This window comes from Streptomyces sp. NPDC005706, assembly GCF_040631045.1.
Classification (GTDB): domain Bacteria; phylum Actinomycetota; class Actinomycetes; order Streptomycetales; family Streptomycetaceae; genus Streptomyces.
Map to the genome: position 1 here is coordinate 125,711 of NZ_JBEXYS010000012.1, position 20,282 is coordinate 145,992.

Sequence of the window (20,282 nt, forward strand, 5' to 3'; positions counted from 1 at the left end):
GGCAACCGAGTTCGTCCTTCTGCCACCGATCCGGGCATCGCACATCCCGTGGACGGCGTCGGCACGTCGGGCCCTGCTCGGTGACGTCGAACGAGACACCGAGCAGCAGGCCCCGGGGCAAGAAAGCGGCAGGGGCGATCCCGGAGCGCTGAAAGGCGTCCGGCGGGGTACACGGGCCGGCATGGCATCCACGACTGATCTCATGTCCCTGCGGGCCGTGCGACAACTGCGCCGGATCCGCGCCTTCTACGCGGTGGGCGCCCTGCTGTGGGCCGCGTCGACCGCCTGGACGGGCTGGCAGTCGCCCGGGAGCCGGCAGATGTGGGTCTCCGCCCTCCTCCTCGTCATCTTCGCCGGCCTCTTGGCGGCGGCCAGCCTGTGGCTGCAGCGCCTCCAGACCACGAGCCCGGCCGGCCCCACGCGGCACGCCACTTCACGGAGGACGAGTGGACCGCGCCACGCGCACGCCTGACTCGCCCTGAGCCGGATGGCTCGACACACCGGAACGGCCGGCGTCGCCCCCTGGTGCACCAACGGCACCCTTTCACCCGGCAAGCTGTGCCCGCTCCGGTCGGGTGCGGCTGCCCTTCCCGCATCCGCGGACGTCGTCGCGGAGCGGGTGCGGGTGGGTGCATAGGATCGCCGGCATGGCACTGCGACCCGTTCAGGTGAACATGAAGGCCCGCGACGGCTTGGCGGTCGGCCGGTTCTGGGCGGAGGCGCTCGGCTGGAGTGCCTACAGCCCCGGTGTGACGACGTACGTCGGACCCGGCGGCGGCCTCGTCTGGCCGGATCCCGTCGCCGTCTGCATCGATCTCGTTCCCGTCCCGGAACCCAAGACGATGACCAAGAACCGTATGCACCTCGATCTCGCCACCACCTCCACCGCACATCGGGCGGAGCTGGTCGCGCGTCTTGAGGCTCTCGGTGCGACGCCCGCCCACGTGGGCCAGAGCGATGTGCCGTGGACGGTCCTCGCCGACCCCGAGGGCAACGAGTTCTGCGTATTGGAGCCCCGCGAGATCTACCGGGACACCGGGCCGATCGCCGCGGTGGTGGTCGACTGCGCGGATCCACGGGCCATGGCCCGCTTCTGGGGCGAGGCGATGGACTGGACCTTGCACGAGGTGACCGACGACAACGCGGTGTTGCGATCCGCCAGGGGCAGCGGCCCGTATCTCGAGTTCATCCGCACGCCCGGCGCGAAGACCGTGCCGGACCGCGTCCATCTCGACCTGCTGCCGTACCCCGGCGACGACAGAGCGGCGGAGGTCGCCCGGCTGCGTGCCCTCGGTGCCACCGACCTCGACGTCGGCCAGGGCGACGTACCGTGGACGTGCCTGGCCGACCCGGAAGGCCACGAGTTCTGCGTCCTGGCCCTGTCCTGACCGCCCTGACGGGGAGACGCGCCGACACCCCGGGGCGGCTCCCGCGCCCCCAGGCCCGCATCGGGCCGCTGCGATAAAATGTGGCGAAAGTGTATGCGTTCACGGTCTGCGTCAGCCGGCTTCTCGCCGCTCAGCCACCCGACCGGTACGGCACGGCGGCTCACGCCTGCCCGGTCGGCGTGAGACCGACGCCGGCAGGCGTCACGGGACAGTCGTCCTCCCGTGGGCACGTTCTCCTGTAGGTCGGTTCTCATGGACCTCAACACCATCACCGAAGTAGTCCGGCGACCGTCCGAGCGGCCGGGCCTGGACTGGCATGAGGGCGACGCCTGGCTCGCGGGCGGAACATGGCTCTATTCCGTGGACCAGCCGGACCTGCGACGGCTGGTCGACCTGACGGCGTTGCCCTGGGAACCTCTTGTCCGCACGGACGAGGGTCTGGAGATCGGCGCCACATGCACCGTCCGCGACCTGTACGCCTTTCCGTTGCCGGCGGTCTGGACCGCCGGAATCCTCTTCCGGAAGAGCTGTGAGGCGTTCCTGTCCTCGTTCAAGGTCTGGAACACGGCGACCGTCGGCGGAAACATCTGCATGTCCCTGCCCGCCGGACCGATGATCACGCTGACGGTCGCGCTGGAGGCGCGGTACGAGCTGTGGGCGCCCGACGGTTCCGTGCGTTTCGTCGACGCCCTCGATTTCGTCACGGGCGACCACCGCAACATTCTCGCCCCCGGGGAGATCCTCAGGCGAGTCACCGTCCCGGAGCACGCGTTGCGCAGACGCACCGCGCATCGTCGCTTCACGCTGACGCGGCTCGGCCGTTCGACGGTGTTCCTCGTCGGCACCCAACGGCTGGGAGGGAGCGACCTGTTGCTCACCATCACCGCCGGCACCACCCGGCCGGTCCGCATCGCCTTCGATTCCCTGCCCGATGCCCGAACCGTGCGGCAGAGCGTCGACGCCGTGCCCGCCGATCTCTGGTACGCCGATCCCAACGGGACTCCCGACCACCGTCGGCATCTGGCACGGCACTTCGCCGAGGAGATCTGCCGCGAACTCACGGCTGGGGACCTCGCATGAGCTACCTCGTGAACGGCAGGGAGTTCGACCGGGAACCGGCCCCCGGTCAGTGCCTGCGCACCTTCCTGCGTGAACTCGGCCATTTCGGCGTCAAGAAGGGCTGCGACGCCGGCGACTGCGGCGCCTGCACGGTGTGGCTGGACGGCGCGCCGGTGCACAGTTGCATCACCCCCGCCTTCCGCGCGGACGGGCGCGAAGTGACCACGATCGAAGGCCTCGGACGGCCGGGCGCCCCGCACCCCATGCAGCGGCAGTTCGAGGACGCACCGGGATTCCAGTGCGGATTCTGCACCGCCGGGATGATCATGACGTCGGCGACCTTCACCGAGGAGCAGAAGGCCGACCTGCCAAGGGCGTTGAAGGGCAACCTCTGCCGCTGCACCGGATACCGCGCGATCGAGGACGCCGTGAAGGGCGTCGCCGCGGTGGAGACGGCGGCCCCCGGCAAGGCGGTCGGGACGAGCGTCGGCGCGCCCGCGGGCCACGACGTGGTGACCGGGCACGCCGAGTTCACCATGGACACGCGGATCGACGGCATGCTGCACCTCAAAGTGCTGCACTCACCCCACGCGCACGCCCGGATCCGTTCGATCGACAAGAGCGCGGCCCTCGCGGTCCCCGGCGTGCACCGGGTCTACACCTGGCAGGACGTGCCCCACAGACGCTTCACCACGGCCATCCACACCGACCACCTGGTCGACCCGGACGACACCTACATCCTCGACGACACGATGCGCTTCGCCGGCCAGCGCGTCGCCGCGGTCCTGGCCGAGACGGTCGGCGCGGCCGAGGAGGGCTGCCGGCGGCTCGCGGTCGAGTACGAGGTGCTGCCGGCGGTGTTCGACCCCGAGGCGGCGATGGCCGACGGCGCACCCCAACTGCACGGCTCCGACGATCCGTTCGTTCGCGACCCGGTCCACAACATCCTGCTCGAACTCCACGCGCACATCGGCGACGTCGACGCGGGATTCGCCGCGGCCGACGTGATCCACGAAGGCACGTACTTCTCGCCGCGGGTGCAGCACGCGCATCTGGAGACCCACGGGTCGATCGCCTGGATGGAGGACGGCCGTCTGAACGTCCGCACCAGTTCGCAGTCACCGTCGATCGCGAAGGTCAAACTGGAGTACCTGTTCGCGCTGCGCCCGGACCAGGTCAGGGTGTTCTGCCAGCGCGTCGGCGGCGGGTTCGGCGGCAAGCAGGAGGTGATCGCGGAGGACCTGGTCGCGCTCGCCACCCTGGACACCGGGCGGCCCACCTGCCTGGAGTACACCCGTGAGGAGGAGTTCACCACGGCCTCGCCGCGGCATCCGATGACCCTCACGGTCAAGCTCGGCGCCAAGGCCGACGGCACGCTCACCGCCTTCCAGGTGCGCAACGTGTCGAACACGGGTGCCTACGGCAACCACGGAGGCGAAACGGCGTACGCGGGCGGAGCCGCCGTCATGATCTACCGCTGCCCCAACAAGAGGTACGACGCGTACTCCGTCTACACCAACACCGTGCCGAGCGGGGCGCTGCGCGGCTACGGGATGACGCAGCCGGCGTTCGCCGTGGAGTCGGCGATGGACGAACTGGCCCGCGCCGTCCACCTCGATCCGCTGGAACTGCGCCGGCGCAACATCGTGCGGCCGGGCGAGCCCCTGGTCGCCATGGACGACGGGCCCGACGACGTGATCTTCACCGAGGACGGACTCGCCAAGTGCGTCGACCTGGTGGGCGAAGCCCTCGCCCGTAGCGCCGACCGGCCGCCTCCCGGCCCCGAGTGGTTCGTCGGAACCGGCGTGGCGAGTTCGCTGCACGAGACCGCGCCCCCGACGGACCACCTCTCCGAGGCCTGGGTCACGCTGGGCGACGATCTCATCTACGAACTGGCCGTCGGAACCGTCGAGTTCGGGGAGGGCACCACCACCGCCCACGTCCAGATCGCGGCCAACCAGCTGGGCACGACGCCGTCGCGCGTCCGGCTGGTGCAGTCCGACACCGACCGCACCGGATTCGACACCGGTGCCTTCGCGAGCGCGGGCCTCTTCGTGGCGGGCAACGCGGTCCTCCGGACGGCCAACGCCGTGCGCGACCGCATCCTGGAATTCGCCGCGGCACACACGGGTGTCCATGTCGTGATGTGCACGATGGACGACGACGGTGTCCTCTGCGGCGACCGGCGGATGTCGCTGGCCGAACTCGTCGCGCTGGCCCGGGCGCGTGGCATCCGGTTCACCGCGGCACGCAAGGCATACGGCTCGCCCCGGAGCGTCACCTCCAACACGCAGGCATTCCAGGTCGCGGTGCACCGCGTGACGGGTGAGATACGCATCCTGTACAGCGTGCACGCGGCGGACGCCGGGGTGATCATCAACCCGGCGCAGGTCCGGGGACAGATCGAGGGCGGTGTCGCACAAGGCATCGGCTTCGCGCTGACCGAGAACCATCACGTCGACGACAACGTCGTCATGGTCAACCCCAACCTCCGGAACTACCGCATCCCCACCTACGCCGACATCCCCCGCACCGAAATCCTCCTGGTGGGCACGGCCGACTCGGTGGGCCCCATGCGGGCGAAGGGCATGGCGGAGTGCTGCGTCAACCCGGTGGCCCCCGCGCTCGCGAACGCGGTGCACGACGCCACGGGCGTCCGCTACCGCGCGTTGCCGCTGACTCCGGAACGCGTTTACGGCCGGCTCCCCGCGGAGCAGTCGGTGTCGGCAGGTTGAGCCGCCATGGGCACCGAAAGGAACGTGGCCGCCGCGGCGACGGCGATCATCGGCCAGAAGATCCTGCCAGGGGTGGAAGACGAGTACGAGTCCTGGCAGGAGAACCTCAACGCCGCGGCCGCCTACTACCCCGGCTTCCTCGGCGCCGAGATCTCCCCGCCGACAGCGCTGCAACCGGACCGGGTCGTCGTGTACCGCTTCGACTCGGTGGCCCACTTGCAGGCCTGGATCAACAGCGCGACCAGGCAGACGTATCTCGACGTCGGCGCCAAGTACTTCGACGGCCCGGCGACCCAGCAGGTGGTCAGCAGCGGCACCCAGTCACTGGATCCGCTGGTCACCGTGGTGGTCACCCACCGCGTCCACCCGAACCAGGTCGAGGACTTCCTCGAATGGCAGCACCACATGGTCCAGGAGGAAGCCAAGTTCGAGGGGTTTCGCGGGACCGAACTCTTCCGGCCCATCGAGGGCCTCCAGGAGGAGTGGACCACGCTGTACCGCTACGACACCGCCGAACACCTCGACGCCTGGCTGACGTCGCCGCAGCGGCGGGAGATCCTGGCCGAGGGCGAGAAGTTCAAGGACTTCAGACTCCGCACGATCGACAACTCGTTCGGCAGCTGGTTCGCCTTCGAGGGCAACGGCAAGGAGGCACCACCGCCGCCCTCCGAGACCAGGACCTCCCTCGCCGTCTGGGTCGGCCTGTACCCGACCGTCGTGCTCCTGACGCTCGCGCTGTTCCCGCTCCACCTGCCGCTCTGGATCGGCCTGCTCGTGGGCAACCTGCTGTCGAGCTTCGCCATGAGCTTCCTGACCATGCCCTACTACGTGAACCCCCTGCTCGGCCGCTGGCTGCGGCCCTCACCGGACGAACCCGCGGCGAAGGCCAACCTGCGAGGCCTCGGCATCGTCGCGGTCGCGATGGCCTTCTGGGCCGCCGTCTTCTACCTGGTCACGGTCCGCTTCTGGACGCTGCCGTGACCCGGCGGCCACCCGGCCGCCCAGGGTCGGCCAGGGCTGCGTCCCGAGGCGGAAGGGCTTCGGCGCTCACTTCCTCTCCGTCACGCGCGCGGGCGGCGTCCGCCCGGTGACCGCCTTGTGTGATGGCGTCCGGGCGACGCCCGCCGTTGACCCGGTTCCCAGCCAGGTGAGGAACGCGAGAACGAACAGGCCCTCGACGATCAGGGACAGCGGGCCGTACGGCGGCTCCCAGCCGGGCTCGTAATAGCCGTAGGGCAGGCCGACGGTGCGCGACAGACAAAATCCGATGATCATGCCGAGGCTGACGGCCGCTCCTGTCAGCCATGCGGCCATGGGGCGCTTCCCGACCACGAGCGCGGCCGCCACGACGAGCATGACGGCACTGCCGACGGCGAACAGCAGCCCGATGTAGAACTTCTCCTCAAGGTGATCCGGGACGAGAAGAACGTGCAGCACGGCGTTGCCGACCGCACAGCACGCTCCCAGTCCTCTCAGAGCGAAGTCGGTGGTGGAGACGGAGTTCATGGCGACTCCAGACGGACACCGGCGGCCATGAGTCGAAGCACGGCTTCGGCCTCCGCGGACAGCTGGCCGAGGATGCTTGACTGATCGCGCGGACCGGTCCCGAAGCATTCGTACACGCGGGATGGGAAAAGCCGCTCAGCACACGCACAGGGGTGGGTACGGTGCACTCCGGCCGTAAGCCCTCCGGTCGGGCTCGGATCGGAGTCACTCCCGGGGAGGGATTGCCTCCGGTGAAGTAGGTACGGGACCGGCGCTCGAGGGGATTGCCTCCGCCCTTACTCGATCCGCGCGCCGGCGCCCGCCGTGGTGCGGGCGGACGTCCGGCTACGCCACGGGATCGCCGGCAGGGGGTGCGGCCCACTCGACGAGCTGGATGACGATGCCGTTGGGGTCGGTCACTTGGAACAGCCGCTCACCCCAGGGCTCTTCGCGCAGCGGCATGGTGATGGGTACGCCGGCGTTTCGCAGGCGCCGTTCCTGGGCCTCGATGCCGGTGACGGTGAGGGCGAGGATCAGGCCAGTGGCGTGGCGGTCGCGCTGTTCGGCCGGCAGCACTTCGATGCCCTGGCGGAGCAACACGATGTCGGCGGCCGCGTCGTCGCGGGTCAAGGACGCGAAACCGTCGGCGGCCATCGCCTGCTGGTAACCGAGATGGGTGCACAGGAAGTCACGGGAGGCGTCCACGTCGGCCACGGTGAGGGACACGGTGAAGGCGGTGACGTTCAAGGGGGCTCCTTCGAAGCTCTCTGTCGTGGTGTCGCCCGGGCCGGTCAGTCGCCTGCCTCACGGACCGAATGGCGTTCCTGCTTTCCGCGCGCGGGCCGCGGGACGCTGCGCAGCCGCTCCTCCAGCACATCCAGTAGACCGGACAGGTCGGGAGCGATGGCGAGGTCGTCGAGGGTGGACGCGGGGAGGAAACCGGAGTCGGCGATGCCGCGCAGGGCGCCGAGGAGCGGCGTCCAGAAACCTCCCGCGTCGAGGAAACCGACCGGCTTGGTGTGGAAGCCGAGCTGGCGCCACGACCACACCTCGAATATCTCCTCCAGGGTGCCGAGCCCGCCGGGCAGGGCGACGAAGGCGTCGGCATGCTCGGCCATGATCGCCTTGCGCTCGTGCATCGAGTCGCACAGGAGGAGCTCCGTCACCTTCTCGTGCGCCCACTCCCGCTCGGCCATGCTGCGCGGCATGACGCCGATGACCTCGCCACCCGCCTGCAGCACGCTGTCCGCCACCACGCCCATCAGCCCGCGCCGGCCACCGCCGTAGACGAGACCGATCCCGCGCCGGGCCAGCTCCGTGCCGACGCCGGCGGCCAGTTCGGCGTGTGCCGGGTCGTGTCCGTCGGAGGAGGCGAGGAAGACGGCGAGGCGGCGCATGAAGTACTCCGGGACGGTTGCGGCGGAGCCTCCGGTCTACCACAGGCACACCGGCGCTGACCAAGGGTTTTCCTGCGCGGGGATGCCGTCCCCGTTCCCAGGAGCGGGCACTGACCGTTCCACCCGGCGGGCCCCCGCCTTTCGAGCGTGGGCGGGCGCGCCTGCGCCGGTCCGGAGGTCAGGGGGTGGGCCCGGCGGCGCCGGGTGCGGACGGGGTCGTACCGCCGGGAGAGGGCGCGAACCGGGTGAAGTACTCCAGTGCCGCGATGTCGTCGACGGCCTCGCGGCCGGCGACCTGGTCGATACCGGCGCCCTGGAGCAATCGTTTGACGGGGACTTCCAGCTTCTTGCCGGTGGGGTGTGCGGCAGGGCGGGCACCTCGACGATCGTGTCGGGGACGTGCCGTGGTTAAGCGTGGGTGCGGATCGCCGCCGCCAGGGCACCGCGCAGGTCGTCGGTGAGTTCGTGACCGGGTTCCAGGACGACGAACAGGGGCATCCAGTACCGCCCGTCGGGGAGTTCGGCGCCGATGACCAGGCTCTCGCGGATGCCGGGCAGTTCGTCCACGACGGCGTAGGTGTCGGCGCTGCCCAGCCGTCTCCGTGCCGGTTGAGGGTGGAGTCGGAGCGGCCGGAGACGATGACGCTGCCGTGCGCGGTGCGGGTCATCCAGTCGCCGTGCCACACGGGGGTGGTGGGGGCGCTGCCGGCGAAGCCGCTGACGATGTCGGTGCCGCCGCTGGTGGAGTCGGCCTGGACACGGGGGCCGACATGGTCGTGGACCCAGTGGTAGGACTGTGTCGGCAGCGGCGCACCGGTGGATCCGAGCACGCGCAGCGCGCCGAGGTCGAGGTCGCGTCCGGGTTCGAGACCGGCCTTGGCGGAAGCCTGGAGGTAGCCGGGGCTGACGCCGAGGACCGAGGCGCGGTGCTCGGCGGCCAGGTCCCACAGGCGCCCCGGCCCGGGGTGGGCGGGGCCTCCGTCGTAGAGCACGATCGTCGCGCCGACCAGCAGGCCGGAGACGACCATATTCCACATCATCCAGTTGGTCGTCGTGTACCAGAGGAAGCGGTCGCCGGGTCCCAGGTCGAGGTGCAGGCCGAGCAGTTTGTGATGGTCGAGCAGGACTCCGCCGTGACCGTGCACGATGCCCTTGGGCGTACCGGTGGTGCCGGACGAGAACAGCACCCACAGCGGGGCGTCGAACGGCACCTGTTCGAAGACGGGCTCCGCGGGGGCGGCGAGGGTGTCCTCCCAGCGCACCGCATCGTCGGCCGCGGGGGCGGTCGGCCAACAGTCCGGCCTTGCGGAGTTCCGCGATGAGGATCTCGTGCAGGCGGGGCCGGACGCCGGCCTCGGTCCAGTCCCTCAGACGCCGCCAGCACGCCACTCCACTGCAGCCGATCGTCTCGGTCGGCACGTCCGCCCAGGTCACACCCGTGCCCAGGACGTAGACGATCCCGCGCAGAGCCGCACGACACTGGTCATGCTGACCATCGGCGGAAACGACGGCGGTAACCTCACCAACGCCGTCAAGAACTGCTACGTGATCGGCGTATGCGACAGGAACGGCTACACGGGAAAGATCGACCAAGCGGTCACCGATACCGGAACCGTGATCGACGAGATCGCCAATGCGGCACCGAACGCGCAGATCGTTCTCATGGGCTACCCCCACATCGTCGGCGAAAGTCAGTGCTGGGCGGGCGACTTCGATACGCTGAACTACCTGGCTGACTACATGCGCGACAAGCAGAAGGCCAAGGTCGACGAGCTGAAGAGGAGCGGCACCAAGGTGGCGTTCGTCAATCCCATCCCCGCGTTCAAGGGCCATGGGCTGTGTGACAGCGACGAATGGATCAACGGAATAGTGGCAGGTCCCAATGGGGACGGTGACTTCCACGACGGAGACCCCGCCAACCAGGCTCCCTGCATTCCCAAGCCGGGGCAGAACACCTGCCTCAGCCTCGAATCGTTCCACCCGAAGAACGCCGGAACGACAGGCTACGCACAGGTCATGGGCCAGGCTCTGGCCGACATCGGATACAAGGGCAGCTAGTGCAGTCCCTTCACGGGCGCGGTCGGGTGGTCATGGCACGGCTGGAGCGTGCCATGACCACCGGCTGTCTGACCGTCCTGGTCGTGCTGATCTTCGTGCTCAGCACCGTACTCGGCGCGTTGTGGTACTGGTCATGGCACACCGACAAGGTCAATGCCGAGCACCGGCAGCAGGCTCTGTTGACGCTCGACGACCAGCTCCGCCGAACGAAGAACGAGACCATACATGCCCTCGGTAATGAAACCTCAGCTGATCCGGACGCTCTCACAGCTGTAATCCACCAGCACACCGGCGCTCCCGCGATCTCCTACGATGCGTCCCGTCACACGTTCAGGGCCCGCGTGCTCAAACGGGTCGAGTACGAGTCCAGGACACTCTTCGGCATCAGCCAGGGCGTGATCAACAGATGCCTCGCATACACCTACGCCCCGGCGAAAGGCTACGGTTGGACATCGACGATGTCCGTCTTGAAGTACGACACCTGTGGCCCGTCTGCCTCGATCGGCAGCGGCGCCCGGATAGCCGGCCAGCGTGTCGCTGCTTTGGAAGCGTCGGAGCTGAACCGTGCCGGAGTGCGTAGGGCCCTCGCGCCCTACCGGCGGTTCCTCACGGTCAGCGCCGTCACGAGCACCGGCAGCACGGTGAGGGTGTCGGTCGTGGTGTCGGAAGAGACCACCCGGCAGTGCTACCGGATCACGCGTGACGGTTCGCAGGTCTTCTCCATACCCGCACAGACCTGCCAGGGCTAATGCTCCAGCCGTAGATCGTGATCTTGATGGTGAGGGGCGCCGAGGTGGCAGGTGGCCGGTGTGGATCATCTCGCCCGAGATCGCCCACGCTGTCGCGGGCGTCGGCTTCTCCTTCGTCTACCCGAGTTCACCGAGACGGAGGGCGTCCCTTATCTCGCTGAGCTTCGCGGTCGTTGCCGGAGTCCGCTCCTGCGCTTGTTCAGCGAGTCGGAGGGCTTCGTCAATCTCGCTGAGCTTCGTGGAAGACAGGACGGTCTCCCGCTTTATCAGGTCGTCCCGGGACACAGTGGTCAGCCACGTGCACGGGGTGAAGCCTGGACGCGGGAACGCGAGCCGCAGCACGCCTTCGAACGGCAGTCCTTCAGCGGCGCCCACGGTCACTTCGATGCCCAGACCGCTGATGTCGACGCTCGCGGGAGCGACGACCTGCATCACCCGGATCCCGGACGTGTCCTCTCCCGACAGAAGTACGACCAGCCTCCGCTCGTCGAACTGAACCCACCAGACTTCGCCACGTTCCACAAGTCCTCCAGATGCAGGACGGCAGGCAGACGCTGTGCGACCCTGATGCCCTGTGGAGACGGGTGCGGCCACCGTTGATCATCGGCGCGTGAAGACAGACGATCACGCGGTGGCCGCAGGTCACAGCGTAGACCCTGCCCGCTGGCAGGAAGCGTTCGAGGGCCTGATGAGCCGGATAGGGGGACGGTTCACGCGGGTGGAATCCCGGCGCCGGGCCCGGAAGTCGCTACTCGGCCTGCTGTCGGACCTGCCGCGCAAGAATTACCGGACCATCGCCGAGCGGGCCGGGGGCAGGACCCCGGACGGCATGCAGCACCTGCTCGGGCGGGCCAAGTGGGACGCCGGCCAGGTCCGCGACGACGTGCGCGCCCACGTGGTCGAGCATTTGCACGACGACGAGGCAGTCCTGGTTGTCGACGAGACCGGCGACGTGAAGAAGGGCACCGACACTGTCGGTGCCCAGCGGCAGTACACCGGCACCGCGGGCGGGATCGAGAACGCCCAGGTCGCCGTCCATCTGGTCTACGCCGGGCGGCGCGGGCACGCCGCGCTGGACCGGGAACTGTACGTTGCGCGTTCCTGGACCTCCGACCCCGACCGCTGCCGGGCAGCCGGCCTCGGTGACAACACGGAGTTCGCGACCAAGCCGGAACTGGCCGCTCGCATGGTCACCCGATTCCTCGACGCCGGCCACCGGGCCGCCTGGGTCGCGGGAGACGAAGTCTACGGCGGCAACCCGAGGCTGCGCGCCACGCTGGAGGAACGTGGCACCGGTTACGTCCTCGCGGTGGCCTGCTCGCACGAAGTCACCACAGGCGCCAGGAAGTTGCGGCGGATCAGCAACTGCCGGCTCCCGGGCCGGGGGTCGGTGAGGTCGATGACGGCCCAGTCGCAGAAGCGGTGGCCCTTGGCTCCGGCCCCTGCGGACAGCTTCTGCCAGGCCCTCTTAAGCAGCTTCCTGGCCAGCATGTCGGCGCGGAGGCTCGGCGAACTGGGCATCCACGGCCTCGCCGCGGACCACATCGATTCCGGTCTGGTGTACGCCAGCCGGGTCTACCGGGCTCCTGTGCCCACCCGGAACTGGCCCGTCGTCGCGATCCAGATCGATCCGTGTCTGCCAACGCCGCCTGCTCAACTGCCTCGAGACATCCAGGTAACCGAAACGGGGGCGCCGGAGCGTCGCGTCCCGGAGTCTCCGGATCAGCCTGAACCCGTGGGGAGCGGCTGTTCGGTCCAGATGGACTTGCCGGTCCGGGTGTGGCGGGTGCCCCAGCGCTGGCAGAGCGCGGAGATGAGCTGCAGGCCGCGCCCGCCCTCGTCGGTGGCGGAGGCGTGGCGGATGTGCGGTGTCGTCAGGCTGGCGTCGGAGACCTCGCAGGTCAGTGTGCGGCTGCGGAGCATGCGCAGCCGGATGGGGCCGCAGGCGTGCCGGACGACGTTCCGACCAGCTCGCTGACCAGGAGTTCGGTGGTCATGACGAGGTCCTCATCGGCCAGGCCCCAGTCCGTGAGCTGTGCGCGGACCAGTTCACGGGCCTGGCCGGCGGCCATCGGGTCCTCCGGCAACGGCCACTCGGTGACGTTCTCCGGGGTCAGCGGGTGGGTGCGGGCCAGTAGCAGGGCGGCGTCATCGCTCAGCGCGCTCTGGGCGGGGAGAAGGGCAGAGGTCAGCGTGGCGCAGAGGGCATCCAGATCGGGCGTGTTCGCGAGCGAGACCGACCTGGTGTGCATGGACTGCGAGAGGAGCTCCGCGAGGTGGCGCATGCCGATGGCGACGTCCCTCTCCTTGCTCTCGACCAGGCCGTCGCTGTAGAGGGCGAGCAGGCTGTCGGCGGGCAGCAGGGTCTCAAGGGCCTCGAACGGGGGAGCGGCCACCCCCAGCGGCGGGTCCGGGGCCACGGGGAGGAAGGTCACGGTGCCATCGGGGTGGGCCACCGCCGGCGGCGGATGACCGGCGCTGGCGTACGACAGACGCCGGGTCACCGGGTCGTAGATGCCGTACAGGCAGGTCGCGAAGGCATCGGTACCCAGGTCGCCGACGATGTCGTTGAGGTGACCGAGGATCTCGTCGGGCGGCAGCTCCAGCTCCGAGAGGGTCCGCACGGCCGTGCGGAGGCCGCCCATCGTGGCGGCCTCGGCCATACCGTGGCCCATGACGTCGCCGATCACCAGCGCCACCCGGGCCGCGGAAAGGGGGATCACGTCATACCAGTCGCCGCCGACGTCGGCTCCCTGTTTGGCCGGCTGATAGCGCGCCGCCGTCGTCACCTCGGGCAGCTCGGGCAGTGCCTGCGGCAGCAGGCTGCGCTGCAGGGTGCGGGCCCGGGTCGTCGCCTCGTCGTAGAGCCCGGCACGTTCCAGTGCCTGCGCGATCAGCCCGCTGAGCGCCGTCAGCAGCGTCTTCTCGTCGTCGTCCAGCGCCCGCGGCCGGCCGAAGGAGATCACCGCCGCGCCGATATCGCGCCCCGACACGGCCAGCGGCAGGAAGGCCCACGTCTCTTTGCCTCCTTCCCGGACCAGCATCCTGGTCGCCGGGTAGTCCTTCAGCATCTCCTCGGCGGAGGAGATGCACAGGGGAGCGCGGGTGTGCAGGGCGTACCCCACCGGGTTCGTCGTGTCCCCCGCTGCCCACCTGCCGTCCAGCAGGCGGGTGAAGCGCTCGGAATATCCGCGGGAGCCGACCACGGTGAGCCGGTCGCCGACCACGCCGAGCATGATGAGCCCGCTGGCCCCGAGAGGGGTCATCACACCGTCGGCCACTGCCGCCATCACGTCCTGGGCCGTGGCGGCCTCGGCCAGCTCCCGCGTGACCCGCTGCACCAGGGCCGCCCGTTTTGCGGCCGCCCGCTCCGCGTCGGCCCGCTCGACTTCGCGCTGATGCCGCTCGGTGGTGTCGGTGATGTAGAGCGTGACACCTTCCGGCACCGGCACCAGCCGTAGGTGGTACCAGGACGTCCCGTCCGGCCCCGGCACGTCGAACCCGGTCGGTTCGCCCTCGGCCACCCTGGCCCGGCACCGTTCTTCCAGTCCCGGCACGGCGTGCAGCGCGGGGATGTCCCAGAGCAACGCTCCGGCCACCTCTCCGGCGGCGCCGAAGAGCCGCTCGGCGGCCTGATTGAGAAAGCCGACGCGCCAGTCGGTGTCCAGCGACACGAAGCCGTCGCTCATGTGCCGCAGCGCCCGTCCCACCGACGCGGCGGCGGTGTGCGTCTCGCTGCTGTCCCGGAGGGTGCCGATCACCTTCACCGGGGCCCCCGCCTCGTCGGTGACCGTCCGGGCACGAGCCTCGATCCAGAGGTAGGTGCCGTCCTGGCGCCGGATCCGGTACTCGTCCTGGAAGCCGCCGCGGAGCTGGATGCCCATGTCGAAGCCGGTCACCGCCCCCGGCAGGTCGTCCGGGTGGATCAGCGCCGCCCACGCCTCGATGCCGCCGACCGCCACCTCGGGATCGATGCCGGGCAGCACCTCCTCGATCGGTCGGTCGGAGGCCAGCCCGCCGGTACGCAGGTCCCACGTGTACGTGACGTAGGGCGCCCCTTCCGCGTCCCATGGAGACTCTTCCGTCGACTCGGGCCCGTTCTCCAGGGCCCGCAGCAGGCCGGGGGACGGATTGAGGATGCCGGACGCCCTGAGCCTCGCGGACATCCAGGCCGCCACCTCGTCGAGGAACGCGCATTCCGCCGCGCCGGGCTCGTCGCCCACGGCGAAGAGAACCGAGAGCGCGCCGCGTCGCCGATTGCCGCCCGGAATGGGAACGGCCAGATGGGCGATGCCGGCGGGGACCCGGGAAGGCCACAGGACGGCGGGGTCCCGGCCCGGCACCGGGTCGGGCGGGGCCAGGTCTGCCTGCCGGATCGTGGTGTTCTCACGGGCGGCCCTGCTGGGCGGCGCCGCGCCCCGTGCCGGGATGATCAGCCAGGGCCGGGTCATCGACTCCGGCAGGCCACTGTCGGCGACGAGGTAGAGGATGCCGCTCATGCCGCCGCCCGGGAGATGCACCATGCCGCCCAGACCGTGCACCTCGGCCACCGCCTGCTGGAGTGCGGTCCGCAGCACCTCGGCATCGCGTCGGTCCTCGTCCACGGCGTCGAGCAGCCGCATCCGGGTGCGATGCCTCTCCAGGGAGCGCACGGTCCGCGTGCGCTGTCCCTGCGCCTGCTGCGGCGGACGGTGCGCGCGGGTCATGGACGAGTCGATGCCGTTCGCATCGCTGCTTCTGGTGTTCACCACGGCCGACTGTCGCCTCCGCTCACCGCTCGGCTACTCGCTGGGCTGTATGCGATTGGTCGTGGACCGCCAGCGATCTACTTCCGTCGAAACAATCCTAATGTGGACGAATTGCGGCGATTCAAGCCTGCCCGCGAGTTTTTCGCAATGGGGTAACCGCAGGTGGCGTCGGGTCGCTGTGCGTCACTGATCGAACCTCCCCGGCCGGTGACGCGCCCCGGCATCGGGAGAACCCGGGGAAGAAGCGTGCGCGCCGGTGGTCACGAGTGTGCGGCAGGTGAACGAACCCGCGATCGACGAAGCGCGTGGGTGCCGCGCGGACGGCAGGCCGGTCGTCCCTCCCGCCGGTCGGCCGCGCGGCACCAGTTCGCAGACGTGATAAACCAGTTGGGCCGGGCCCACGGCTGTGAGCGCGAATCCGCCGCCCACCCACCGAGATGAAGAGAGCAGACCCCGCTTTGTTCCAGGACACCCCCATCTACAGCCGCCTCGTCGCCGAGCGCGGCGACGTCCCCGCCGAGGTCCGCGGGGAGGCCGACCGCATACACCACGACCTGGCACGGGCGATACCGCAGGCCGCGGCGCATGCCTTCGGCTCGCACGTTCCTCCCGCAGCCGCGTGGGCCCCGGGCCGCGGCCACTCGACCGGCCCGGCGTCGTGACCGGGGCGGGCCACCCCTCGGCGTCGGCCCTGGTGCCGCCCCCGCGCTGAACTGGAGTGCCCGAGCCAGGGGTTGGCGTGACGACGGTCGAACGAGGTCCGCGCCGGCACCTCTGGAATGGGTGACGCACGTACTCGACGCGGAACTGGCCGACGGCGGCGGCACCTGGAACCTCACCTTCCATGACGCGGACGGGGCGGTCAGGGGCCGGACGTGCGCACTGAGCACCAGCACGGTGAACAAGTCGTTCGTGTGCCACTGACGACCGCGCCGCTCCCGGTGAAGCAAGACGGATAGGCAACGCCTATACGGGGTATCGATTTTTGGTCGTGGACCCCCTCAGCTAGGGCCCGCTTCACTGTGGCGAAAGCTGGCGCGTACCGATCGGGCTCGGTTGCGCGCGATCAGGAGGCCGCAATGACGCATACCCCGGGCAGCGGACGAGCCGAACAGGCCACACGCATCACGGCGACGCCGTGGTACCGGCAGTTGTACGTTCAGGTGCTAATGGCGATCGTGATCGGCATCGTACTCGGCTGGCGGTGGCCGGATCTCGCCACCGACATGGAGCCGATCGGGACGACGTTCATCACCGCGATGAAGATGCTGATCGGTCCGATCGTCTTCCTGACGATCATCGGCGGCATAGCCGGCGTCGCGGATCTGCGGAAGGTCGGCCGCACCGGCGTCAAGGCGCTGGCCTACTTCCAGGTCGGCACGCTCGTCGCGCTGCTCACCGGTCTCGTGGCCATCAACGTCGTGCGCCTCGGCGACGGCGTGCACGCCGACCCGTCGACCCTCAGGACGTCGGGCGACGCGGGCCAGTACATCTCCCAGGGCGAGCACCAGCACTGGTGGGAGTTCCTCACCGGCATCGTGCCGGACAGCTTCTTCGGCCCGTTCGTCGAGGGGAACATCCTCCAGGTCATCTTCCTCGCCGTTGTCTTCGGCATCGCGGTCAAGATGGTCGGGAAGACCGGCGAGCCGATCACCGCCGCCGTGGGAAAGCTGACCGAGGTCGTCTTCAAGGTCCTGTCCTTCGTCATGAAGGCCGCGCCGCTGGGTGCCTTCGGCGCGATGGCGTACGCCATCGGGAAGTTCGGCCTGTCCACGCTGACCAGCCTCGGCTCGCTGATCGTCCTCTTCTACGTCACCTCGGCGCTGTTCGTCGTGGCCGTGCTCGGCGGCGTACTCGCCCTCTACGTGCGGCTGAACATCTTCCAGCTCTTCCGCTACTTCAAGGAGGAGTTCTGGCTGATCCTCGGCACCTCCACGGCCGAGCCGGCGCTGCCCGGGCTGATGCGCAAGCTGCGGTTCATGGGCGCGGAGCGGTCCACGGTCGGACTGGTCGTACCGACGGGCTACAGCTTCAACCTGGACGGGGCGGCGATCTACCTCTCCCTGGCCACCCTCTACATCGCCCAGGCCACCGACACCTCGCTCTCCATCGGTGAGCAACTCGGGCTGCTGGCCGTCATGCTGCTCACCTCCAAGGGCGCGGCAGGCGTCGCGGGCGGGGGGTTCATCGCGCTCACCGCGACGCTCTCGACGGTGGGCTCGGTTCCGGCGGCGGGCATCATGCTCATCTTCGGCATCGACAAGTTCATGTCGGAGTGCCGGGCACTGGTGAACTTCTTCGGCAACGCCGTGGCCACCCTCGTCGTGGCCAGGTGGGAGAACGGACTGGACCTGGAACGGGCCCGCGCGGTACTCGCGGGCAAGGAGGGAGAGCCGCCGATGACGGCCGAGGACACGCCGGAGACGGCCCGTCCGGCCGTCGCACCGTCGGCCGCGCGGACCGCCGAGGTGACTCCCTGATGGTGTCCGTACTGATCGCTCCGGACAAGTTCAAGGGCTCCCTCAGCGCTGACGACGTCGCCCTCGCCGTCGAACGAGGGTTGCTCCAGGCCGCCCCGCACGCCCGGGTCAGCCGGCTCGCTCTGGCGGACGGGGGAGAGGGGAGCGTGGCCGCCGCCTGTGCGGGCCGGTTCCGCCGCGAGGAGATCGTGGTGACCGGCCCCACCGGCCGGCCCGTCACGGCCGACGTCGCGGTGCACGGCCGTACCGTCCTCATCGAAGCGGCCGCGGTCTGCGGACTCGGCGTCCTGCCAAGCGGCCGCAAGGCCCCGCTCACGGCCACCAGCCGGGGCATCGGCCAGGCGATCCGGCACGCACTGGCGACAGACGCGGACACGATCGTCCTCGCGCTCGGCGGCGTGGCCACCACCGACGGCGGAGCGGGCCTGCTGCAGTCCCTCGGCGCGGTGCTGGCCCGCGAGGACGGCCGGCCGATCGGACCGGGCGGGGGAGCGCTCGGCGATCTGCACACCGTCGGCCTCGCCGACGCCCGGGCCGCGCTGGCGGGTGTCGACCTGATCCTCGCCACCGATGTGGACAACCCGTTGCTCGGCCCCACGGGCACGGCCGCCGTCTACGGACCCCAGAAGGGAGCAAGCGCGGACGACGTGCGCCGACTGGACGACGGACTCGGCTCTTTCGTACGGCGGCTGACGGCGGCGGGCGTCACGGAGGCCGCGTCCCTCGCCGGGACGCCGGGGGCCGGGTCGGCCGGCGGACTCGGATACGCCGGGATGCTGCTGGGCGGGCGTGTCCGCCCGGGAGCGGACTACTTCCTGACCCTGCTCGGCGCCGACGAACTGCTGGCCACGAGCGACCTCGTCGTCACTGGTGAGGGCAGCCTGGACGCGCAGTCCCTGGCGGGCAAGCTGCCGGTCGCACTCGCCCGGCGGGCCCGCCGGCACGGCACGGAGGTGCACGCCGTGGCCGGCCGCTGCACGCTGCCGGCCGACCGTGCCGCCCGCCACTTCCGTTCCGTGCAGGCCCTGACCGATCTCACCGACCAGGACTGCGCGACCGACAGCGCCCTGTCCGCACGCCTGCTCACGCAGTGCGGGCGGACGCTCGCTGGCCGGTGGATCACCGGGTGCGCGGACGGGAAGGCACCGGCGGATAGGTTGGCCCTGCCCTAGGAGAGACCGATCGGCGGAGGCACGGTGGACGCCCGGCAACTGGAGTACTTCCTCGCCATCGTCGAGCACGGCGGCTTCAGCAGGGCCGCCGCCGCCCTCCACGTCGCCCAGCCGTCGCTGTCCCAGGCGATGGCGAACCTGGAGGCCGACCTCGGAGTGGTCCTCTTCCACCGGGTGGGGCGCGGCGTCGTACTCAGCGAGGCCGGCCGGGAACTGCTGGAGCCGAGCCGGCGCGTGCTCCGCGACCTGGCCGCCGTACGGGACACCGCCGCCGCGCTCACCGGACTGCACGGCGGCACGGTCGAGGTCGCCACCATGCCCTCGCCCGGCATCGAACCGCTCACGACGCTCATCCACCGGTTCGCCGAGCTGCATCCGTCGGTGACCGTGAGCACGCACGCCGCCTTCACCCCGGACGAAGTGCTGTCCCTGGTCCGCAGCGGTGCCTGCGAACTGGGCCTGCTGGGCAGCGCCGCATCCGTCAACCCCGCCGGGCTGGACGTCCTCCACGTCGAGGACCAGCCGTTCGTGGTCGTCGCCGCGCCCGGCGGGGCGATCGAGGACGACGTCGCGGTCCGGCCCGAGGATCTGGCCGGACAGAAGCTGATCGCCTCGCGCACCGGCAGTTTGATGCGGAGCATCGTCGACGACATCACCGCGGGCGGCAGCGGTACCCAGATCGTGACGGTCGTCGACCACCGCACCTCGATCCTGCCGCTGGTCCTCACCGGCGTCGGGGTCGCCGTCCTGCCCTCCGCATGGACCCGGCTGGCCCGCCGCTGCGGTGCCGTCGTCGCCCCCATCGAGCCCACCGCCCACCTCCACGTGGCCATGGTCAGCCTGCCCGCGCACCTGACGCCGGCCGCCCGCGCCTTCCTCGCCATGACCGAGTCGCTCGCCCGGCGAAGGGCTCGTGACGCCTGACGCGCGACCGATCGGCTGCGCCTATACGTCGCATCGAGAGCACGTCTTGGACGCCGTACGACCGCGCTGTGTTGACTCGAAGGCGAA

The 20,282-nt window shown here is 70.1% G+C and carries 17 protein-coding genes and 4 pseudogenes; 13 read left to right on the plus strand and 8 right to left on the minus strand.

The features are described 5' to 3' along the window. Nucleotides 1-181 precede the first annotated feature (181 nt). The 5 genes from ABZ478_RS20880 to ABZ478_RS20900 all read left to right on the plus strand — a co-directional run bounded on the left by ABZ478_RS20880 (nt 182) and on the right by ABZ478_RS20900 (nt 6,163). On the plus strand, nt 182-472 hold the full coding sequence (locus ABZ478_RS20880) for a hypothetical protein (RefSeq protein WP_359551515.1): 291 nt from the start codon (nt 182-184) through the stop codon (nt 470-472). A 175-nt stretch (nt 473-647) separates the two neighbouring features. Further along, the gene (locus ABZ478_RS20885) at nt 648-1,388 is read left to right on the plus strand and encodes a VOC family protein (protein ID WP_359551517.1); all 741 of its coding nucleotides are present in this window, start codon (nt 648-650) and stop codon (nt 1,386-1,388) included. Between the two features lie 252 nt (nt 1,389-1,640). After that, nucleotides 1,641-2,468: an FAD binding domain-containing protein gene (locus ABZ478_RS20890; RefSeq protein ID WP_359551520.1), complete on the plus strand. Its 828-nt coding sequence runs from the start codon at nt 1,641-1,643 to the stop codon at nt 2,466-2,468. Then, entirely contained in the window at nt 2,465-5,182 is a 2,718-nt protein-coding gene (locus ABZ478_RS20895; protein WP_359551522.1) for a molybdopterin cofactor-binding domain-containing protein, read from the plus strand. Before ABZ478_RS20890 ends, ABZ478_RS20895 begins: the two co-directional genes overlap by 4 nt. A 6-nt stretch (nt 5,183-5,188) precedes the next feature. After that, the gene (locus tag ABZ478_RS20900) at nt 5,189-6,163 is read left to right on the plus strand and encodes an antibiotic biosynthesis monooxygenase (RefSeq protein WP_359551523.1); all 975 of its coding nucleotides are present in this window, start codon (nt 5,189-5,191) and stop codon (nt 6,161-6,163) included. A 66-nt stretch (nt 6,164-6,229) separates the two neighbouring features. Here the strand turns inward: ABZ478_RS20900 and ABZ478_RS20905 are convergent, their stop codons facing one another. The 5 genes and pseudogenes from ABZ478_RS20905 to ABZ478_RS20925 all read right to left on the minus strand — a co-directional run. Then, nucleotides 6,230-6,688 carry a hypothetical protein gene (locus ABZ478_RS20905; RefSeq protein ID WP_359551526.1) on the minus strand — a complete coding sequence of 153 codons (459 nt, stop codon included), beginning with the start codon at nt 6,686-6,688 and terminating at the stop codon, nt 6,230-6,232. Nucleotides 6,689-7,012: 324 nt separating this feature from the next. Then, on the minus strand, nt 7,013-7,414 hold the full coding sequence (locus ABZ478_RS20910; RefSeq protein ID WP_359551528.1) for a VOC family protein: 402 nt from the start codon (nt 7,412-7,414) through the stop codon (nt 7,013-7,015). 44 nt (nt 7,415-7,458) lie between these two features. Further along, nucleotides 7,459-8,064, minus strand: coding sequence for a TIGR00730 family Rossman fold protein (locus ABZ478_RS20915; protein WP_359551531.1), 606 nt, complete (start codon nt 8,062-8,064; stop codon nt 7,459-7,461). 178 nt (nt 8,065-8,242) lie between these two features. Then, a pseudogene (locus ABZ478_RS20920) lies at nt 8,243-9,275 on the minus strand (AMP-binding protein); the annotation flags it as partial. 88 nt (nt 9,276-9,363) lie between these two features. Further along, a pseudogene (locus tag ABZ478_RS20925) lies at nt 9,364-9,540 on the minus strand (transposase); the annotation flags it as partial. A gap of 9 nt (nt 9,541-9,549) precedes the next feature. On the opposite strand from ABZ478_RS20925, the gene ABZ478_RS20930 reads away from it, so the two are divergent. Together ABZ478_RS20930 and ABZ478_RS20935 are read left to right on the plus strand one after the other, a co-directional pair. After that, complete coding sequence (locus ABZ478_RS20930; protein WP_359551534.1) at nt 9,550-10,122, plus strand: hypothetical protein; 573 nt, start codon at nt 9,550-9,552, stop codon at nt 10,120-10,122. 32 nt (nt 10,123-10,154) lie between these two features. Further along, the gene (locus ABZ478_RS20935; protein WP_359551536.1) at nt 10,155-10,871 is read left to right on the plus strand and encodes a hypothetical protein; all 717 of its coding nucleotides are present in this window, start codon (nt 10,155-10,157) and stop codon (nt 10,869-10,871) included. A 117-nt stretch (nt 10,872-10,988) separates the two neighbouring features. Here ABZ478_RS20935 and ABZ478_RS20940 read toward each other — a convergent pair whose 3' ends face one another. Next, the gene (locus ABZ478_RS20940) at nt 10,989-11,393 is read right to left on the minus strand and encodes a type II toxin-antitoxin system PemK/MazF family toxin (RefSeq protein WP_359551539.1); all 405 of its coding nucleotides are present in this window, start codon (nt 11,391-11,393) and stop codon (nt 10,989-10,991) included. Between the two features lie 166 nt (nt 11,394-11,559). On the opposite strand from ABZ478_RS20940, the pseudogene ABZ478_RS20945 reads away from it, so the two are divergent. Then, a pseudogene (locus ABZ478_RS20945) lies at nt 11,560-12,213 on the plus strand (IS701 family transposase); the annotation flags it as partial. A gap of 5 nt (nt 12,214-12,218) precedes the next feature. Here the strand turns inward: ABZ478_RS20945 and ABZ478_RS20950 are convergent. Continuing rightward, nucleotides 12,219-12,371: pseudogene (locus ABZ478_RS20950) on the minus strand (IS701 family transposase); the annotation flags it as partial. A gap of 401 nt (nt 12,372-12,772) precedes the next feature. Next, nucleotides 12,773-15,619 (minus strand): SpoIIE family protein phosphatase, encoded by a 2,847-nt coding sequence (locus ABZ478_RS20955; protein ID WP_359551542.1) that lies wholly within the window; start codon nt 15,617-15,619, stop codon nt 12,773-12,775. Between the two features lie 458 nt (nt 15,620-16,077). On the opposite strand from ABZ478_RS20955, the gene ABZ478_RS20960 reads away from it, so the two are divergent. The 5 genes from ABZ478_RS20960 (at nt 16,078) to ABZ478_RS20980 (ending at nt 20,195) form a co-directional block, all read left to right on the plus strand. Further along, nucleotides 16,078-16,281: a hypothetical protein gene (locus ABZ478_RS20960; RefSeq protein WP_359551680.1), complete on the plus strand. Its 204-nt coding sequence runs from the start codon at nt 16,078-16,080 to the stop codon at nt 16,279-16,281. Between the two features lie 121 nt (nt 16,282-16,402). Continuing rightward, complete coding sequence (locus tag ABZ478_RS20965; protein ID WP_359551545.1) at nt 16,403-16,543, plus strand: hypothetical protein; 141 nt, start codon at nt 16,403-16,405, stop codon at nt 16,541-16,543. A 155-nt stretch (nt 16,544-16,698) separates the two neighbouring features. Next, nucleotides 16,699-18,099 carry a C4-dicarboxylate transporter DctA gene (gene dctA / locus ABZ478_RS20970; RefSeq protein WP_359551546.1) on the plus strand — a complete coding sequence of 467 codons (1,401 nt, stop codon included), beginning with the start codon at nt 16,699-16,701 and terminating at the stop codon, nt 18,097-18,099. After that, nucleotides 18,099-19,271, plus strand: coding sequence for a glycerate kinase (locus tag ABZ478_RS20975; protein WP_359551548.1), 1,173 nt, complete (start codon nt 18,099-18,101; stop codon nt 19,269-19,271). Before dctA ends, ABZ478_RS20975 begins: the two co-directional genes overlap by 1 nt. 24 nt (nt 19,272-19,295) lie before the next feature. Continuing rightward, nucleotides 19,296-20,195, plus strand: coding sequence for a LysR family transcriptional regulator (locus ABZ478_RS20980; RefSeq protein ID WP_359551551.1), 900 nt, complete (start codon nt 19,296-19,298; stop codon nt 20,193-20,195). Nucleotides 20,196-20,282: the final 87 nt, after the last annotated feature.

Coding starts and splice junctions, on each gene's coding strand:
- ABZ478_RS20880 (WP_359551515.1), top strand. CDS start 182: ATGGCATCCACGACTGATCTCATGTCCCTGCGGGCCGTGCGACAACTG.
- ABZ478_RS20885 (WP_359551517.1), top strand. CDS start 648: ATGGCACTGCGACCCGTTCAGGTGAACATGAAGGCCCGCGACGGCTTG.
- ABZ478_RS20890 (WP_359551520.1), top strand. CDS start 1,641: ATGGACCTCAACACCATCACCGAAGTAGTCCGGCGACCGTCCGAGCGG.
- ABZ478_RS20895 (WP_359551522.1), top strand. CDS start 2,465: ATGAGCTACCTCGTGAACGGCAGGGAGTTCGACCGGGAACCGGCCCCC.
- ABZ478_RS20900 (WP_359551523.1), top strand. CDS start 5,189: ATGGGCACCGAAAGGAACGTGGCCGCCGCGGCGACGGCGATCATCGGC.
- ABZ478_RS20905 (WP_359551526.1), bottom strand. CDS start 6,688: ATGAACTCCGTCTCCACCACCGACTTCGCTCTGAGAGGACTGGGAGCG.
- ABZ478_RS20915 (WP_359551531.1), bottom strand. CDS start 8,064: ATGCGCCGCCTCGCCGTCTTCCTCGCCTCCTCCGACGGACACGACCCG.
- ABZ478_RS20930 (WP_359551534.1), top strand. CDS start 9,550: ATGCTGACCATCGGCGGAAACGACGGCGGTAACCTCACCAACGCCGTC.
- ABZ478_RS20935 (WP_359551536.1), top strand. CDS start 10,155: ATGGCACGGCTGGAGCGTGCCATGACCACCGGCTGTCTGACCGTCCTG.
- dctA (WP_359551546.1), top strand. CDS start 16,699: ATGACGCATACCCCGGGCAGCGGACGAGCCGAACAGGCCACACGCATC.
- ABZ478_RS20975 (WP_359551548.1), top strand. CDS start 18,099: ATGGTGTCCGTACTGATCGCTCCGGACAAGTTCAAGGGCTCCCTCAGC.